Genomic DNA, 17,281 nt, shown 5'->3' with positions numbered 1-17,281 from the left:
CTGGACTTGTATGTATAACAGCAAAGCTCAGGCAAAAGACGCGCAATACCAACTCATCGACCAGTACGCGCCGTTGGTCAAGCGTATCGCGTATCACCTCTTGGCTCGCTTACCAGCCAGTGTGCAGGTCGATGACCTCATGCAGGCCGGGATGATCGGTCTGCTCGAGGCGTCAAAAAAATACGATGCCGGCAAGGGCGCCAGCTTCGAGACCTACGCCGGCATTCGCATTCGCGGCGCCATGCTCGATGAGGTCCGCAAGGGCGATTGGGCTCCGCGTTCCGTGCACCGGAATTCGCGCATGGTCAGCGAGGCGATCCGGGCAATCGAGGCCAGAACCGGACGCGACGCTAAAGATCAGGAAGTTGCGGCCGAACTTAAATTGAGTCTCGATGATTACTACGGCATTCTGGGCGACACCCTGGGCAGCCGCCTGTTCAGCTTCGATGATCTGCTGACCGAAGGCGAGCACGGGGAGTTCGAGGAGGATGCCGCCAGTGCGCACCCGGAGCCGTCCCGCGACCTTGAAGACGAGCGTTTTCAACAAGCGTTGGCGGAGGCGATCAGCAGCCTGCCCGAACGTGAGAAGCTGGTGCTTTCGCTGTATTACGACGAAGAGTTGAACTTGAAGGAAATTGGCCAGGTGCTGGGGGTCAGCGAGTCGCGGGTGAGCCAGCTGCACAGTCAGTGCGCGGCGCGTCTGCGGGCTCGCCTCAGCGAGTGGCGGGCCCGTTAACGGGCGCTTCGCAAGCAATTTCATTTTAGAGGCCGCTTACGAGCTTCATTCATGAGGCCCGCAACAGACCGTGAGCAGGTTCTGGGATTTACGGAGGTGTACTTGGACAAGAACATGAAAATCCTCATCGTCGATGACTTTTCGACCATGAGACGGATCATCAAGAACCTCTTGCGCGATCTGGGCTTTACCAATACAGCCGAGGCGGATGACGGGACCACCGCGCTGCCGATGCTCAAGAGCGGCAGTTTCGATTTCCTGGTCACCGATTGGAACATGCCCGGCATGAGCGGCATCGATCTGCTACGCGCCGTGCGTGCCGATGAACGCCTCAAGCATCTCCCGGTGTTGATGGTGACCGCGGAAGCCAAGCGCGACCAGATCATCGAGGCCGCACAGGCCGGGGTTAACGGCTACGTGGTCAAGCCATTCACGGCGCAAGTGCTCAAAGAAAAGATCGAAAAGATCTTCGAGCGCGTCAACGGCTGATGCAGTAACGCCGCGAGGGCACTATGACGCAAGCAGACCAAAGCCTGGCGGAGTTCGAAGCGACTCTGCGGGCTCATGCACCCCAGTTGATCGAAAGTCTGCAACAGGGGCGCTTCGAAGAAGCTACGCAACTGTTCAACGAGCTCAATCAGGCACGCAACCAAGGCCTCTATCAGGAGGTCGGCAAACTTACCCGTGAACTGCACAATGCCATCGTCAAGCTGGAGATGGATACGTGCGCTACGGGCGGCGATCCGTCACCGATCACCGACGCCACTGATCGTCTCTCTTACGTCGTGGAAATGACCGAGAAAGCGGCCAACCGCACCATGGACCTGGTCGAAGAATCGGCGCCACTGGTGAACTATGTCAGTTATGAGGCCCAGAGCCTGACAGCTGACTGGCAGCGCTTCATGCGCCGCGACATGAATGCTGAACAGTTCCGCGATCTGGTCAAACGCATCGACCAGTTTCTCCAGCGCAGCATGAACGATGGCAGCCAGCTGTCGCAGAACCTCAGCGAGATCATGCTCGCCCAGGATTTCCAGGACCTTACCGGCCAGGTGATCAAAAGGGTGACCCGCCTCATTACGGAGCTCGAAAGTAACCTGCTTAATCTGGTTCTGATGGCCGGTCAGGTTGACCGTGTGGCGGGCATTCAGCACGACCGCGATGCGATGCGAGCCGAGCAGGAAAAGAAAAAACACGAAAAAGTGCTTTCCAACGGTGAAGGTCCGCAGATGCATGCCGATATACGTGAGGATGTCGTATCCGGGCAAGACGATGTCGATGATCTGCTTTCAAGCCTGGGCTTTTGAGGGAAGGTGAATATGAGCTTCGACGCCGATGAAGAAATCCTCCAGGACTTCCTGGTAGAGGCCGGCGAGATTCTCGAACTATTGTCCGAGCAACTGGTGGAGCTGGAAAGCAGCCCCGACGACACAGCCTTGCTCAATGCGATTTTTCGCGGTTTCCATACGGTCAAAGGGGGCGCAGGCTTTCTCCAGCTTCATGAGTTGGTGGAGTGCTGCCACATCGCCGAAAACGTCTTCGACATCCTGCGCAAGGGTGAGCGTCGCGTCGACTCGGAATTGATGGATGTCGTGCTTCAGGCACTGGACGCCGTCAACGAAATGTTCGCCCAGGTGCGCGAGCGGACCGACGTCACGCCCGCCACGCCCGAGCTGCTCGCGGCCTTGGCACGCCTGGCCGAGCCGGCTGGGGCGCCGGAGCCGGTAGTCGAAGCTGCGCCGGAGCCCGAGCCCGAGCCCGAGCCCGAGCCCGAGCCGGTCGCTGAGACAGCCGATAGCGAGTTCGAGCAATTCCTCGGCGCGCTGGATGAAACCGAGAACGCCGCTGCCGCTGGCGCAACGGACGAAATCACCGACGAGGAATTCGAGTCGCTGCTCGACCAGCTGCACGGCAAGGGCCAGTTCGTGGAGAAGCCCGGCGCCAATCCCGCGCCGCCGGCGGTTACCGCAACCGAAGCCCCGGCCGGGGATGAGATTACCGACGATGAATTCGAGGCGTTGCTCGATCAGTTGCACGGCAAGGGACAATTTGCAGCGCCGGCTGCCGCTGCGCCAGCGACGTCCGCAGAGCCCACGGCGCCAACCGCTGCGGCGGGCGGTGACGACATCACCGATGACGAGTTCGAGGCGCTGCTGGATCAACTGCACGGCAAGGGCAAGTTCGAGCCCGAGGCGACGGTAGCCGCCGTCGAAAAACCAGCACCGGCAGCAAACAAGCCCGCCCCGGCGAAACCCGCTGCGCCACCAGCGCCCAGCAAGGCGGCGCCGGCCAAGGCCGAGCCTGCGACCAAGGCCGCACCCGCCGCGGAAAAGCCGGCGAGCGAAGCCGAAACGACCGTGCGGGTCGATACCGCGCGACTCGATGAAATCATGAACATGGTCGGCGAGCTGGTGCTGGTGCGTAACCGCCTGGTTCGTCTGGGCTCCAACAGCGGCGATGAAGCCATGGCCAAGGCCGTGTCCAACCTGGACGTGGTGACGGCCGATCTGCAGAGCGCGGTGATGAAGACGCGCATGCAGCCGATCAAGAAGGTATTTGGCCGTTTCCCGCGACTGGTTCGGGATCTGGCGCGCAGCCTGAAAAAAGAGATCAACCTGGAGCTGGTCGGGGAAGAAACCGATCTGGACAAGAACCTCGTCGAGGCCCTGGCCGATCCGTTGGTGCACCTGGTGCGCAACGCCGTCGACCACGGCATCGAAACCCCCGAAGAGCGCGAGGCGGCTGGCAAGCCGCGGGTCGGCAAGGTGGTGCTTTCCGCCGAACAGGAAGGCGACCACATCCTGCTGATGATCACCGACGACGGCAAGGGCATGGACGCTGAGATCCTGCGGGCCAAGGCGGTGGAGAAGGGGCTGCTCGATCGCGATGCAGCGGAGCGCCTGAGCGATCTGGAGTCTTACAACCTGATCTTTGCCCCGGGCTTTTCGACCAAATCGGAAATCTCCGACGTGTCCGGGCGTGGCGTTGGCATGGACGTGGTCAAGACCAAGATTTCCCAGCTCAACGGTACGGTCAATGTGTTCTCCAACAAGGGCCAGGGCTCGCGCGTTGTCATCAAGGTACCGCTGACGCTGGCGATCATGCCGACGTTGATGGTGATGCTGGGTGACCAGGCGTTTGCCTTCCCGCTGGTCAACGTCAACGAGATCTTCCATCTGGACCTGTCCCGCACCAACGTGGTCGATGGCCAGGAAGTGGTGATCGTGCGCGACAAGGCGCTGCCCTTGTTCTACCTCAAGCGCTGGTTGGTCCAAGGCGCCGAGCGCGAGGAGCAGCGCGAGGGACACGTGGTCATTCTGAGCGTCGGCAATCAGAGCATCGGCTTTGTCGTCGACCAGCTGGTCGGGCAGGAGGAGGTGGTGATCAAGCCGCTGGGCAAGATGCTGCAGGGCACGCCGGGCATGTCCGGTGCGACCATCACTGGCGATGGTCGTATCGCCTTGATCCTGGATGTCCCGAGCATGCTCAAGCGTTACGCGCGCCGGATCTGATCACGAGGCAGCGGTTTTCGCCGACCGCTGCCGCCGCTAGGAGTGTTTTATGGCAGTCAAGGTCCTGGTGGTGGACGATTCAGGCTTCTTCCGCCGCCGTGTATCGGAGATCCTGTCTTCGGACCCCAATATTCAGGTAATCGGCACCGCGACCAACGGCCGCGAAGCGATCGACCAGGCGCTGGCGTTGAAACCCGATGTCATCACCATGGATTACGAGATGCCGATGATGGACGGCATCACGGCCGTGCGGCAGATCATGCAGCGCTGTCCGACGCCGGTATTGATGTTTTCTTCGCTTACCCACGAGGGTGCGCGCGTCACGCTCGATGCGCTGGACGCCGGTGCCGTGGACTTTTTGCCGAAGAACTTCGAGGACATCTCGCGCAATCCGGACAAGGTCAAGCAACTGCTCTGCGAGAAGATCCATACTATTTCGCGCAGCAACCGCCGTTTCAGCAGCACCACCAGCGCGCCAGCCGCTAGCGCGTCGCTAGCGCGTCCCGCCGGTTCCGGCAGCGCTACGCCAGCCGCGCCGCGACCCGCCGCGCCCGCGCATGCGCCCGCTTCCACATCGGCAGCTCCGCGGCGCAAGGCATATCGGCTGGTGGCCATCGGCACCTCCACCGGTGGTCCGGTAGCGCTTCAGCGCGTGCTGACCCAGCTACCCGCCAGTTTTCCGGCACCGATCGTGCTGATACAGCATATGCCGGCTGCGTTCACCAAGGCGTTCGCCGAGCGCCTGGACAAGCTTTGCAAGATCCGTGTGAAGGAAGCCGAAGACGGTGACCTGCTGCGTCCGGGGCTTGCGCTGCTGGCCCCGGGCGGCAAGCAGATGATGGTCGACGGGCGCGGTGCGGTGCGCATCTTGCCGGGGGACGAGCGGCTTCATTACCGGCCCTGCGTGGACGTTACCTTTGGCTCGGCTGCCAAGGCGTTCCACGACAAGGTGCTGGCGGTCGTGCTGACCGGCATGGGCGCAGACGGCCGAGAGGGCGCGCGCATGCTCAAGCAGAGCGGTAGCCAGGTATGGGCGCAGGACGAGGCCAGCTGTGTCATCTATGGCATGCCGATGGCCGTGGTCAAAGCCAACCTCAGTGATGCAGTGTATGGGCTCGACGATATCGGTCGTCACCTGAGCGAGGCCTGCCTCTGATGGACGTGCTCAGCCTGATCGGGCTGGTCCTTGCGTTCGTCGCCATTGTTGGTGGCAACTTTCTCGAGGGCGGTCACGTCTCGGCGTTGCTCAACGGTCCGGCGGCGCTGATCGTGCTGGGTGGCACTCTGGGCGCCGTCCTGCTGCAGACGCCGATGGCCGTCTTCATGCGCGCCATGTCCATTCTCGGCTGGATCTTCTTTCCGCCGCGTATCGACATGGCCGGCGGTATCAGCCTGGTCACCGGCTGGAGCGCCACTGCGCGCAAGGAAGGGTTGCTTGGGCTCGAGCCGATCGCTGAAACCGAAGCCGACCCCTATGCGCGCAAGGGCCTGCAGTTGCTGGTCGACGGTGCCGAGCCGGAGGTGATCCGCAGCATTCTCGAAGTCGACCTGTACACCCAGGAAACCCGCGACCTTCGCGCTGCGAAAGTATTCGAAAGCATGGGTGGCTACTCGCCTACGGTGGGCATCATTGGCGCGGTGATGGGATTGATCCACGTGATGGGCAACCTGGCCGATCCGAGTCAGCTGGGTAATGGCATCGCGGTTGCATTTGTCGCCACCATTTACGGTGTCGCCTTCGCCAACCTGTTGGTGCTGCCGGTGGGCAACAAGCTCAAGAGTGTCGTGCAGAAGCACACCGCGTACCGCGAGATGTTGCTCGAAGGCGTCCTGTCGATCGCCGAGGGAGAAAACCCGCGGTCGATCGAAATGAAGCTGCAAGGCTTCATGGACTGAGTGATGCAAGCCCGACGGCGCACATTCCCGCCGCTGGGCATATGAGAACCAACATGGCAAACGCTCGAATCAAGACCGCAATCGCTTGCCCTGCCGGCACCGGGTCCGTACGCGCTGCCGTGCCCGCTGGCCCGGCTGTCGAGAGGGCGGTCTGATCATGGCGCGGCGCAGGCTGCACGAGGAGCCGGAGAATCACGAGCGCTGGCTGGTTTCCTACGCGGATTTCATCACCTTGCTGTTTGCCTTCTTCGTGGTGATGTACTCGATCTCCTCGCTCAACGAGGGTAAATACAAGATTCTGTCCGACTCGCTGGTCGGAGTCTTCAATCAGCCGGATCGCGCCGTCAAGCCGATCCCGATCGGTGAGGAGCAGCCGCGGACCAGCCAGCAAGACCTTAGCGCCAGCGACACGGCTCAGGCGGGCGATGCGCCGGTCGATCCCTTGGACAGCATCGTGCGCAGCATGCGTGCAGCCTTCGCTGACCTTATCGGGTCGAATCAGCTGACGGTGCGAGGCAATGAGCAATGGGTCGAGATCGAGCTCAATTCCAGCTTGTTGTTCCCCAGCGGCGATGCGCTGCCCAACGACCTGGCCTTCGGCATTCTCGACAAGGTTGCCGGTATTCTGGCGCCCTTCGATAACCCCATCCACGTGGAGGGGTTCACCGATAACCTGCCGATCAGTACCGACAAATATCCGACCAACTGGGAGCTGTCGGCCGCACGGGCGGGGAGTGTGGTACGGATGCTGGCGGCAGGTGGCGTCGACGCCTCCCGCCTGGCGGCTGTCGGCTATGGAGAATTTCAGCCCATTGCCGATAACTCGACGGCAGAGGGGCGGGCGCGCAACCGCCGCGTCATTCTGGTGATTTCGCGAAATCTCGACGTGCGCCGCAGCGTGACCGGTGTCGGTAGTGCCAACGCGCGAGTTGCTGGCGGCGTTGGTAAATCTGGCACACAACCTGCACCAGCTACGGCTCAATAGGGGCCGCAGGCGGCGCCGTCAAATCCCCGTCGTCGGTTCGCTCGGCACGGCAGTTCCCGGTCTGGTTCGATCCGGATGGAAGAAGAGTTATGAGAGTCTGGGCTGTAGCCAATCAGAAAGGTGGGGTGGGTAAAACCACCACGTCCATCGCGCTTGCCGGTTTGCTGGCCGACTCGGGCAAGCGCGTCGTGGCGCTCGATCTGGATCCCCATGGTTCGATGACCAGCTATTTCGGTCATGATCCCGATAATCTCGAGCGCAGCGTTTTCGACCTGTTCCAGCACCAGGGGTCCGTTCCGGAAGGCCTGCCCTGGCAGCTGCTGCTGCCGACGAGCCATGAGCGCATTTCGCTGCTGCCCTCCAGCACGGTCCTGGCAACGCTGGAGCGCCAGTCGCCTGGTCAGAACGGTCTCGGCCTGGTCATCGCCAAAAGCCTGTCGCAGCTGTGGCAGGACTTCGATTACGCCATCATCGATAGCCCGCCGCTGCTGGGTGTGTTGATGGTCAACGCGTTGGCGGCGAGTCAGCAGCTGGTCATTCCGGTGCAAACCGAGTTCCTGGCGATGAAGGGCCTGGAGCGCATGGTCAGCACACTCGCCATGATCAACCGGTCTCGCAAGCAGGCTTTGCCCTACACCATCGTGCCGACCATGTTCGATCGCCGCACCCAGGCCTCGATGAACACCCTCAAGGTGCTACGCAACAACTACGAGGCTAATCTCTGGCAGGCATTCATTCCGATCGATACCCGCCTGCGCGATGCCAGCCGTGCCGGTGTCACACCGTCGCAGCATGATCCGAACAGCCGAGCGGTGCTGGCCTACCGAGCCCTGCTCAAGACCCTGCTGGCTGCACAAGCTTCACCGCAGGTCGCCTGATGACGACGTACGGCCCCCATCTCGGTTCAAGTTCACCGGGTCTGTGGCCGATAGCCTATCCAGTTGGTTCGCACGAGTTGGTTTCATGAGCCGTACCCTCCTTAAAGAAAGCCGTTCGCAACAGACGCTGCAGTCCTACCTCGACGCGCTCCTGCAGGACGCGGTGATGGAACTGGCCGACTCGGTCAGCCAGGATGAATTCAAGGCGGCCGTGCTGGAAGAGCAGCAACGCGACGTCCAGCGGGTGCATCCGCTGCGATCGCTGGCGCCGCGCGCACCCGAGCCCGAGCCGAAACCGGTGGCCGAACCGGTAGCGGCGCCGGCCGAGCCGCAGGCATTGCTGGTGCTGCAGCCAGAACCCGAGCCAGAGAAGTTCCTGACACCGATTGAACCGGTGGCCAGTTTCGAGCCGCAGGTCAAGCAGCCTGGCGGACCGCTGATGCATCGGTGCGGCCAACCCGAGTGGGGCGAAGAACCCTTCGAATGTCTGCTATTCGATGTGGCAGGCCTGACCCTGGCGGTCCCGCTGGTGAGCCTGGGTTCGATCTACCCGCTGGAAGGCCACGATCTGACGCCGCTGTTTGGGCAGCCCGCCTGGTTCCTCGGCATCCTGCCCAGCCAGGCAGGTAACCTGAAAGTGCTGGATACGGCTCGCTGGGTCATGGCCGAGCGTTATCGTGACGACTTCCGCGAGGGGCTGCAGTATGTGATTTCCGTGCAGGGCTACGACTGGGGGCTGGCCGTACACCAGGTCAGTCGCTCGATTCGCCTCGATCCGAAGGAAGTCAAATGGCGCACGCAGCGCAGTCAGCGGCCTTGGCTGGCCGGGACGGTGATCGAGCATATGTGCGCGCTGGTGGACGTGACCGCGCTGGCGGAGCTGATCGCCAGTGGGGCGACGCGTCACCTCAAGGGCGTGCCGTCGTAAACGAACCGAACATTCAGGGAGGCGCCTGAGCGCCTCCGGTAACCGATAGAATCAACCGCCATTGCGGTACATGAAGAGGTGGGGCTATGAAGATGACTTCCGCGCAGGGTTCCGATGATCCGGTTCTGCAGTGGGTAACCTTTCGTCTGGACAACGAGACCTATGGCATCAACGTGATGCAGGTCCAGGAAGTGTTGCGCTATACCGAAATTGCGCCGGTTCCAGGTGCGCCTAGCTATGTGCTGGGCATCATCAACCTGCGTGGCAATGTGGTGACCGTGATCGACACCCGCCAGCGCTTCGGGCTGGAAACCGCACCGGTGTCGGACAATACCCGCATCGTCATCATCGAGGCGGACCGCCAGGTTGTGGGCATTCTGGTCGACAGCGTTGCCGAAGTGGTCTACCTGCGTCAGTCGGAGATCGAAACCGCGCCCAACGTCGGTAACGACGAGTCGGCGAAGTTCATCCAGGGCGTGTGCAACAAGAACAACGAGCTGCTGATTCTGGTCGAGCTGGACAAGATGATGAGCGAAGAAGAATGGGCGGAACTTGAGAGCATCTGATAGATGATCGCATCGCTGGTAGCGGCAGTCGTCGCGCTTGCTCTGTGCTGCCTGGCGCTGCTGGGCGGCTGCATCTGGCTGTTCCGGCGTCAGCAGCAACAGGCGCGGGCCCAGGCGCTCGAAAATGCGGCGCGTGACCAGCGGATCAAGGAGCTCAGCGCTCGGCTCGACAACTACCTCGAAGGCAGCGTCAACATGGGCAAGTCGTTGCGCGAGCTGTCGCGCATCGTTGCCCCGTTGCCTGAAAAGCTCAGCCAGCTCGAGCAACGCGATCCGAACAACTACACCTTCTCCCAGGCGGCCAAGCTGGTCGGTATGGGCGCTAGCGCCGACGATCTGGCGCAATTCTGTGGGCTGTCCCAGTCCGAGGCCGAGCTGATGCGCAAGCTGCATCAGACGAAGCGCAACACCGACTGACCCTCGTCCCCGTCAGGTGGCCGTTTGGCCGGTGAAACCTACCGGTCACACCGGCGCACTGAACGATATGGGTATTGCTTCCTCCAATTTTGGACAAGGCTGTGCCGTGCCCGGCGCAGACCTGTGCCCCGATGGGAGGAGGATGTGATGCTACGCATTCTGATGGCGTGCCTGCTGGTGAGCCCGCTCTGGGTCGATGCGGCCGAAGCGCCACTCGAGATCGACGGCGCGATGACCATCAACGTCTACCAGGCCAGACACCTTCACGAGCTGGGTGCGGTGTTCATTGACGTGCGGCCGAGTCGCGAGTGGGGCTGGGGGCACATCGATGGCGCCGTACACATGGACCTGGCGCGCGAATTCTTTGGGTTGTCGCAGGGCGACTGGCCGAGAAACGTACCACTGGTGGTCTACTGCGACAGCGAGGTCTGTCCCGCCAGCGCCGAGGCGGTTCGGCTTGCCGTCGCATGGGGTTACGAGCAGGTGTTCTATTTCCGCCAGGGCTATTTCGCCTGGGTATTGGCAGATTTTCCCCAGCAGAAGGGACTTTCCACCGGCATTACCACGCTTAACGCTCAGGCCCATTGAGCCGTGGTATCAGTGTCGTGTCCGCTTGCCCGGTGAAGCCAGCAGGGCACTTGCCTTTGAGGTACCAGGCGAACGCGATGATCTCCGCAATGGTGCGATAAAGCGCCTCGGGGATGGCGTCGCCCAATTCCAGGCGCGCCAGCAATTTCACCAGCTCGGCATTCTCATAGATCGGCACCTCGTGTTCGCGGGCGATCGCCAGTATGGCTTCGGCGAGTTCGTCGTCGCCCTTGGCCGACAGCGTCGGTGCATTGGCGCCGTCGTAGCTCAGCGCGATGGCCTGGCGTGGCGTGTCGAGTGTCATGCGGTTTCATCCACGAAGCGTTGATCGAGGGAGGTGCGCGGCCCTTGTGGCGGCATGCCTTGCCGGCAGGCGAGTTCGCCCACGTTCAGTCCGGCCGTGAGCAGCCGCTGACGTAGATGCTCGAGCTCCGCTGTAATCAGGTTGGCCGTTGCGCTGCGTTCGGCCCAGATCTGGCTCGACAGGCTGCCCTGGAACAGCTGCGCCTGTACTTGCAGTGGCCCCAACGGCACGACATCGAAGGCCAGTTCGACTCGCCAGAGCGTTTCTGGCTTGTCCTTGGGAGACTGTGGCGGCGGTTCTTCGCGCTGAAACTTGACCTGCAGCGGGACGATGTTCTGCTGGTCACGCATCGGGACCTCGATCTGCCAGGTGGTGACCTGAACGCCCTCGGGGTTGGTCTGGGTCTGAGCGAGGCTGGACAATTGGTGGGTCTGGAGCCGTGAGATCGCCGCCGCGGCGAGTTTCAGGATCAATTCCAGGTCCGCCTCGTCCTCGGCGTTGGGCAATAATCGACTCGGCAAGGGGAAGCTTTGCGCCAGGTAGCGGGCGTTCGACTGCCCGAGCGCTCCCAAAGCGCTGCGAGCAAAGGCAGGTAGCGCCTGTCCCAGTGCGGCGCCGGCTTGTGCGGCAGTCAGTGGTCCGCTTGCCGGCAGCCCCGGTAGCTGAGCGATCAGACGGAGCAGGGCGGCTTTCATATCGGCTGGCAGCGTGTCGGCCTGTCCGCTCAGCAGGCCGGCTTCCAGAAATACGCCGCTGCGAGCCAGGGCCTGGGCCAGGGTCTTGGTATCGGTGAGCTCCTGCATGTTCGGTACCAGGCCCAGCAGGCGCTCGGCGGCACCGCGCAATTCGCCGGGCAATGTCGAGCCGGTTCCAAGCGCATTGAGCAAGCCGTCCAGCGAACCTTGCCGACCATGCTGCTCGGTCAGTTGTTGGCCCAGCACCAGTTGGTCCAGACGGCCGCTCAAGGGCATGAACGACAGCGCCTGATCGCCCTGAACGCGTGCGGTAATCAGGCTGCCGGGCGCCAGGGGGTGGGGTGACTCGACGCTCAGCTTTTGCCCGGCCAGTGGTGAGTTGAGCAGGCTGATCACGACCTTGAACAGAATCTTGCCGTCTTGCTGCGTCTGTTGGCTAGCGGTCACCTTGCCTTGTACCACGGTACCGATCGGTAACTGGGAGAGGTCGATGCTGCTTTGCGGCTGACGGCTGCCGGGTTGCAAGGCGGCGATCAGGCGCAGGTCGGAAACGGCGGTCACCAGCATGGCCGTGCCCGGGGCGGCCGCTTTCGGGCTACTGGTTTCAACGGTTGCCTGGCGCCCGCTGTTCAGCGTCAGGCGCAGCGTGAGCTGGAACGTCTGCAGTGCCTCCTTGATGCTGATGACCTCGGCATCGGCACTTTCCCCGGCTGCGAGCAGTCCCTGCAGCGGCTGCAGCAGCTTCAAGACCATCTCGGTCGAGCTCGTCGCGGGCCGGGCCGGGCCGGACGGGGCGATTGCCTGGGTACTCTTGATCTCGGTCATTATTACTTAAATGCTCTTACAACCTTTCGCCGTTGTGGCCTTTGGCGCGCGGGCCCGGCATGTATAATTCCGGCCGCCCGGCCTGCCATCGGTATAGCGGCTGGGCTCACTCCATCTTGAGGTAGCCCTAGCGTGTCCAGTCCCTTTCTAGAAGCTGTGGCGCTGTCCTGCGAGCGGGACTGGCGTCTCCTGTTCGAGAGGTTAGACCTGCGGATCGCCGAAGGGGAGATGTTGCAGATCGCCGGCCCCAACGGCAGCGGCAAGACCAGCCTGCTGCGACTGCTGTCCGGTCTGATGCAGCCGACCGCCGGCCAGGTGCTGCTCAAGGGGCGGGGGCTGGAAAGCCAGCGCGGCGAACTGGCACGCAACCTGTTGTGGATCGGCCATGCGGCAGGCATCAAAGGGCTGCTCACCGCGGAGGAGAATCTCACCTGGTTGTGCGCCTTGCACCAGCCTGCAACGCGCGATGCCATCTGGCAAGCGCTGGCTGCGGTCGGGCTGCGCGGCTTCGAGGATGTACCCTGTCATACCCTGTCTGCCGGGCAGCAGCGACGTGTCGGGCTGGCTCGCCTGTATCTCTCGCCGCCGCCGCTGTGGATTCTCGACGAGCCGTTCACGGCATTGGACAAGAGCGGTGTGGCGCAGCTGGAACGGCACCTGGCCGGGCATTGCGAGCAGGGCGGAATGGTCGTGCTGACGACCCACCACTCGCTGGCCGAGACACCGGCCGGCTTCCGTGAGATCGACCTGGGGCAGCGCGCCGCATGAGCAATGTCTTCACGCTGTTGCTGGCGCGCGAATCCCGTCTATTGTTCCGTCGCCCGGCCGAGCTGGCCAATCCGCTGGTGTTCTTCGCCATCGTCATCGCCTTGTTTCCGCTGGCCGTCGGGCCCGAGTCGCAATTGCTGCAAAGCATCTCGCCCGGCTTGATCTGGGTTGCCGCGCTGTTGGCCGTACTGCTCTCTCTGGATGGGCTGTTTCGGAGCGATTTCGAAGATGGCTCGCTTGAACAGTGGGTCGTTTCGCCGCACCCGTTGGCGCTTCTGGTGCTCGCCAAGGTGCTGGCACACTGGCTGTTTTCCGGTCTGGCGCTGGTGCTGCTGGCGCCACTTCTGGGTCTGATGCTGGGCATGCCGGCCAGTGCGCTGCCGGTGCTGCTGATGTCGTTGTTGCTCGGCACGCCGATCCTGAGCCTGCTGGGCGCGGTCGGCGCGGCATTGACCGTCGGACTCAAGCGAGGGGGGCTGCTGTTGGCTTTGCTGATCCTTCCACTCTATATCCCGGTGCTGATACTCGGCAGCGGGGCGTTGCAGGCCGCACTGCAGGGCTTGCCTGCGTTGGGTTACCTGTTATGGCTGGCCAGTCTGACCGTTCTGGCGGTTACCCTGACACCCTTTGCCATAGCCGCCGGGCTGAAAATAAGCGTCGGCGAGTGACCGAGTGCACGATGTATCTTTTCGGGAGCGTAACCGATGAGCCGAGTCGATGGGCGGCCAGGACAACGATGAATTTATTGATCGCGAATAAGCGGCGACTGTCCGGTTTCGGAGCAGTATCGGCTGGCGTTTTGGATGTGAGGCAGGCGCTATGAACTGGACATGGTTCCATAAACTGGGTTCGCCCAAATGGTTCTACGAGATCAGCAGCCGCTGGCTGCCGTGGCTGGCCTGCGCGGCGTTGCTGCTGATCGTCGTTGGAACAGTCTGGGGGCTGGCCTTTGCGCCGCAGGATTACCAGCAGGGCAACAGCTTCCGGATCATCTATATCCATGTGCCGGCAGCGTTCCTGGCGCAGTCGATCTACGTCATGCTGGCCGTCGCCGGCGTGGTTGGACTGGTCTGGAAGATGAAGCTGGCCGACGTCGCACTGCAGCAGGCTGCGCCCATTGGCGCCTGGATGACCTTCATCGCCCTGGTTACCGGTGCGGTGTGGGGCAAGCCGACCTGGGGCGCCTGGTGGGTCTGGGATGCGCGCCTGACGTCGATGTTGATTCTGCTGTTCCTGTACTTCGGGGTGATTGCGCTGGGGCAGGCCATTAGCAACCGCGACAGCGCGGCGAAGGCCTGCGCCGTCTTGTCGATCGTCGGCGTGGTCAACATCCCGATCATTAAATACTCGGTCGAGTGGTGGAATACCCTGCACCAGCCAGCCACCTTCAGCGTGGTGGAAAAGCCGGCCATGCCGGTCGAGATGTGGCTGCCGCTGCTGGTCATGGTGATCGGCTTCTATTGTTTTTTCGCCACGGTCCTGCTGATGCGCATGCGCCTGGAAGTGCTGCGTCGTGAATCTCGAAGCAGCTGGGTCAAGGCTGAAATCAAGGCGCTGGTGGGGCGGGCATCATGAATTTTTCGTCGTTTTCCGAGTTTGTCGCCATGGGCCACCATGGCCTCTACGTCTGGACCTCTTATGGCATCAGCCTGGCGGTCCTGATTCTGAACGTGGCGTCGCCGGTCATGGCGCGTCGTCGTTACCTGCAAGACGAGGCGCGCCGTTTGCGCCGGGAGGAAATGAAGTGAATCCTGTGCGCAAGAAGCGTCTGTACATCATCCTGGCCATCCTGGCGGGGGTGGGGATTGCCGTGGCGCTGGCCTTGTCCGCCCTGCAAGAAAACATCAACCTGTTCTACACACCCACCCAGATCGCCACCGGTGAAGCGCCGCAGGGTACCCGAATCCGCGCCGGTGGCATGGTCGAAGAAGGGTCGGTGCAGCGCAGCAGCGATTCGCTGACCGTTACCTTCCGCGTCACCGACTACGCCGAGACGGTCACTATCCGATACCAGGGTATTCTTCCCGACCTGTTCCGCGAGGGGCAGGGTATCGTCGCGCTCGGGCGCCTGAACGAAGACGGCGTGCTGGTGGCCGACGAAGTGCTGGCCAAGCATGACGAAAACTACATGCCGCCGGAGGTCAGCTCAGCGCTGGAAAAAAGCGGCAAGAGCAAACCCTACGGTGCTGGCATGCAGGAGGGGGCGAAATGATCCCGGAGCTCGGTCATCTGGCAATGATTCTGGCGTTGTGCCTGGCGGTGGTGCAGGGCACGCTGCCGCTGATCGGCGCCTGGCGTGGCGACCGGCAGTGGATGGGCCTGGCCCAGCCTGCGGCGTGGGGTCAGTTCTCCTTCCTGGTCTTCTCCTTCGCCTGCCTCACCTATGCGTTCATGGTGGATGATTTCTCGGTCGCCTACGTCGCACAGAATTCCAACAGCGCGTTGCCCTGGTACTACAAGTTCAGTGCGGTGTGGGGCGCGCATGAAGGTTCGCTGCTGCTCTGGGCGCTCATCCTGTCCGGCTGGACCTTTGCGGTGTCGATCTTCTCGCGGCAACTGCCCGAGGACATGCTGGCCCGTGTGCTGGGCGTGATGGGACTGATCAGTATCGGCTTTCTGCTGTTCCTGATCGTCACCTCCAACCCGTTCGACCGACTCCTGCCGCAGGCGCCGATGGATGGCCGTGATCTCAATCCGCTGCTGCAGGACTTCGGTCTGGTTGTGCATCCGCCGATGCTGTACATGGGGTATGTCGGGTTCTCGGTGGCCTTCGCCTTCGCCATCGCGGCGTTGCTCGGCGGTCGCCTCGACGCTGCCTGGGCGCGCTGGTCGCGTCCCTGGACGCTGATTGCCTGGGCATTCCTCGGCACCGGTATCGCGTTGGGCTCGTGGTGGGCCTACTACGAGCTCGGTTGGGGCGGCTGGTGGTTCTGGGATCCGGTCGAAAACGCCTCGTTCATGCCGTGGTTGGTGGGCACCGCGTTGATCCACTCGCTGGCGGTCACGGAAAAGCGTGGCGCCTTCAAGAGCTGGACGGTGCTACTGGCGATCGCGGCTTTCTCGCTTAGCCTGCTGGGGACCTTCCTGGTTCGCTCCGGTGTGCTGACGTCGGTCCACGCCTTTGCCACCGACCCGGCGCGTGGGGTCTTCATTCTCGCCTTCCTGCTGGTGGTCATCGGCGGTTCGCTGACGCTGTTCGCACTGCGTGCACCGGTCGTGAAGAGCCAGATCGGCTTCGGGCTGTGGTCGCGCGAGACGCTCTTGCTGGTCAACAACCTGCTGCTGGTCGTCGCCACCTCGATGATTCTCCTGGGCACCCTGTATCCGCTGCTGCTCGATGCGCTGTCCAACAGCAAGCTCTCGGTGGGGCCTCCCTACTTCAATGCCATGTTCCTGCCGCTGATCGGTGCGCTGTTGCTGGCGTTAGGCGTGGGTGTCCTGGCGCGCTGGAAGGATACGCCGGTGAAATGGCTGGTCGGCATGCTGACCCCGGTGCTGATCACCAGCGCCGTGCTCGGCGGACTGGGCTCGATGCTGTTTGCCGACTTCCACTGGGCGGTGCTGGCGGTATGTCTGCTGGCGGCCTGGGTGGTCAGCGCGGGTGTTCGTGACCTGCTGGACAAGACGCGGCACAAAGGTCTGGTCAAGGGAATGCGCAGCCTGGCTCCGAGCTATTGGGGCATGCAGTTGGCGCACTTCGGGCTGGTGGTTTGCGCATTGGGCGTGGTGCTCACCAGTCAGCAGAGCGATGAGCGCGACCTGCGCCTGGCGCCCGGCGAGTCGACGCAGCTCGGTGGCTACCACTTCGTGTTCGACGGCGCCAAGCATTTCGAAGGCCCGAATTTCACGTCGGACAAGGGCACCATCCGGGTCTTCGACGGCGACCGCCAGGTCGCTACCCTGCACCCGGAGAAGCGTCTCTACACCGTGCAGCAGATGCCGATGACCGAAGCGGGCATCGACGCCGGACTGTTCCGTGACCTCTATGTTGCCCTCGGCGAGCCGCTGGAAAACGGCGCCTGGGCGGTCAGGGTCCATGTCAAACCCTTCGTGCGCTGGATCTGGCTGGGCGCTTTGCTGATGTCGCTTGGCGGCGTGTGTTGTGTGTGCGACAAGCGTTATCGGGTGAAGGTCCGGACTCGGGTCCGTGATGCCCTCGGTATGGCCGAGCAAGGAGCCTGAT

General features: G+C 62.6%; 20 protein-coding genes. 18 read left to right on the top strand and 2 right to left on the bottom strand.

From position 1 onward, the window contains the following. Positions 1 to 10 precede the first annotated feature (10 nt). The 12 genes from fliA (at position 11) to KVO92_RS05635 (ending at position 10,506) form a co-directional block, all read left to right on the top strand. Positions 11 to 736, top strand: coding sequence for an RNA polymerase sigma factor FliA (gene fliA / locus KVO92_RS05690; RefSeq protein WP_217474651.1), 726 nt, complete (start codon positions 11 to 13; stop codon positions 734 to 736). Positions 737 to 850: 114 nt separating this feature from the next. Continuing rightward, positions 851 to 1,225 carry a chemotaxis response regulator CheY gene (locus KVO92_RS05685; RefSeq protein ID WP_172830728.1) on the top strand — a complete coding sequence of 125 codons (375 nt, stop codon included), beginning with the start codon at positions 851 to 853 and terminating at the stop codon, positions 1,223 to 1,225. Positions 1,226 to 1,248: 23 nt separating this feature from the next. Continuing rightward, positions 1,249 to 2,043, top strand: coding sequence for a protein phosphatase CheZ (locus KVO92_RS05680; protein ID WP_217474650.1), 795 nt, complete (start codon positions 1,249 to 1,251; stop codon positions 2,041 to 2,043). 12 nt (positions 2,044 to 2,055) lie between these two features. Further along, complete coding sequence (locus tag KVO92_RS05675; RefSeq protein ID WP_217474649.1) at positions 2,056 to 4,248, top strand: chemotaxis protein CheA; 2,193 nt, start codon at positions 2,056 to 2,058, stop codon at positions 4,246 to 4,248. A 49-nt stretch (positions 4,249 to 4,297) separates the two neighbouring features. Next, positions 4,298 to 5,404 carry a protein-glutamate methylesterase/protein-glutamine glutaminase gene (locus tag KVO92_RS05670; protein WP_217474648.1) on the top strand — a complete coding sequence of 369 codons (1,107 nt, stop codon included), beginning with the start codon at positions 4,298 to 4,300 and terminating at the stop codon, positions 5,402 to 5,404. Beyond that, positions 5,404 to 6,144 carry a flagellar motor protein gene (locus tag KVO92_RS05665; protein WP_217474647.1) on the top strand — a complete coding sequence of 247 codons (741 nt, stop codon included), beginning with the start codon at positions 5,404 to 5,406 and terminating at the stop codon, positions 6,142 to 6,144. Before KVO92_RS05670 ends, KVO92_RS05665 begins: the two co-directional genes overlap by 1 nt. Before the next feature lie 157 nt (positions 6,145 to 6,301). Then, positions 6,302 to 7,129 carry a flagellar motor protein MotD gene (gene motD, locus KVO92_RS05660; protein WP_217474646.1) on the top strand — a complete coding sequence of 276 codons (828 nt, stop codon included), beginning with the start codon at positions 6,302 to 6,304 and terminating at the stop codon, positions 7,127 to 7,129. Positions 7,130 to 7,218: 89 nt separating this feature from the next. Then, the gene (locus KVO92_RS05655) at positions 7,219 to 8,007 is read left to right on the top strand and encodes a ParA family protein (RefSeq protein WP_217474645.1); all 789 of its coding nucleotides are present in this window, start codon (positions 7,219 to 7,221) and stop codon (positions 8,005 to 8,007) included. Between the two features lie 85 nt (positions 8,008 to 8,092). Further along, positions 8,093 to 8,935, top strand: a complete 843-nt coding sequence (locus tag KVO92_RS05650; protein ID WP_217474644.1) for a chemotaxis protein CheW — start codon at positions 8,093 to 8,095, stop codon at positions 8,933 to 8,935. 86 nt (positions 8,936 to 9,021) lie between these two features. Continuing rightward, positions 9,022 to 9,501, top strand: a complete 480-nt coding sequence (locus KVO92_RS05645; protein ID WP_122164264.1) for a chemotaxis protein CheW — start codon at positions 9,022 to 9,024, stop codon at positions 9,499 to 9,501. 3 nt (positions 9,502 to 9,504) lie between these two features. Then, positions 9,505 to 9,918 (top strand): DUF2802 domain-containing protein, encoded by a 414-nt coding sequence (locus KVO92_RS05640; RefSeq protein ID WP_217474643.1) that lies wholly within the window; start codon positions 9,505 to 9,507, stop codon positions 9,916 to 9,918. Between the two features lie 147 nt (positions 9,919 to 10,065). Next, complete coding sequence (locus KVO92_RS05635; protein ID WP_217474642.1) at positions 10,066 to 10,506, top strand: rhodanese-like domain-containing protein; 441 nt, start codon at positions 10,066 to 10,068, stop codon at positions 10,504 to 10,506. Here KVO92_RS05635 and KVO92_RS05630 read toward each other — a convergent pair. Continuing rightward, positions 10,487 to 10,810, bottom strand: coding sequence for an EscU/YscU/HrcU family type III secretion system export apparatus switch protein (locus tag KVO92_RS05630; protein ID WP_217474641.1), 324 nt, complete (start codon positions 10,808 to 10,810; stop codon positions 10,487 to 10,489). The genes KVO92_RS05635 and KVO92_RS05630 overlap by 20 nt on opposite strands. Beyond that, positions 10,807 to 12,330, bottom strand: a complete 1,524-nt coding sequence (locus tag KVO92_RS05625; protein WP_217474640.1) for a flagellar hook-length control protein FliK — start codon at positions 12,328 to 12,330, stop codon at positions 10,807 to 10,809. Before KVO92_RS05625 ends, KVO92_RS05630 begins: the two co-directional genes overlap by 4 nt. Positions 12,331 to 12,462: 132 nt before the next feature. On the opposite strand from KVO92_RS05625, the gene ccmA reads away from it, so the two are divergent. From ccmA to KVO92_RS05595, 6 genes are all read left to right on the top strand, one after another. After that, the gene (ccmA, locus tag KVO92_RS05620; RefSeq protein ID WP_217474639.1) at positions 12,463 to 13,098 is read left to right on the top strand and encodes a cytochrome c biogenesis heme-transporting ATPase CcmA; all 636 of its coding nucleotides are present in this window, start codon (positions 12,463 to 12,465) and stop codon (positions 13,096 to 13,098) included. Beyond that, the gene (ccmB, locus tag KVO92_RS05615; protein WP_021207756.1) at positions 13,095 to 13,766 is read left to right on the top strand and encodes a heme exporter protein CcmB; all 672 of its coding nucleotides are present in this window, start codon (positions 13,095 to 13,097) and stop codon (positions 13,764 to 13,766) included. Before ccmA ends, ccmB begins: the two co-directional genes overlap by 4 nt. Positions 13,767 to 13,917: 151 nt before the next feature. Beyond that, positions 13,918 to 14,673: a heme ABC transporter permease gene (locus KVO92_RS05610; RefSeq protein ID WP_217474638.1), complete on the top strand. Its 756-nt coding sequence runs from the start codon at positions 13,918 to 13,920 to the stop codon at positions 14,671 to 14,673. After that, a complete protein-coding gene (ccmD, locus tag KVO92_RS05605) occupies positions 14,670 to 14,846 on the top strand; it encodes a heme exporter protein CcmD (RefSeq protein WP_217474637.1) in 177 nt (58 codons plus the stop codon). Before KVO92_RS05610 ends, ccmD begins: the two co-directional genes overlap by 4 nt. Further along, positions 14,843 to 15,310 (top strand): cytochrome c maturation protein CcmE, encoded by a 468-nt coding sequence (gene ccmE, locus KVO92_RS05600; protein WP_217474636.1) that lies wholly within the window; start codon positions 14,843 to 14,845, stop codon positions 15,308 to 15,310. The genes ccmD and ccmE overlap by 4 nt, the downstream gene beginning before the upstream one ends. Next, positions 15,307 to 17,280 carry a heme lyase CcmF/NrfE family subunit gene (locus KVO92_RS05595; RefSeq protein ID WP_217474635.1) on the top strand — a complete coding sequence of 658 codons (1,974 nt, stop codon included), beginning with the start codon at positions 15,307 to 15,309 and terminating at the stop codon, positions 17,278 to 17,280. Before ccmE ends, KVO92_RS05595 begins: the two co-directional genes overlap by 4 nt. Position 17,281 lies beyond the last annotated feature (1 nt).

This window comes from Stutzerimonas stutzeri, from assembly GCF_019090095.1.
GTDB classification, from domain to species: domain Bacteria; phylum Pseudomonadota; class Gammaproteobacteria; order Pseudomonadales; family Pseudomonadaceae; genus Stutzerimonas; species Stutzerimonas stutzeri_AN.
Note: the sequence above shows the minus strand (reverse complement) of the source record. Positions and strands in the feature narration are given on the sequence as shown.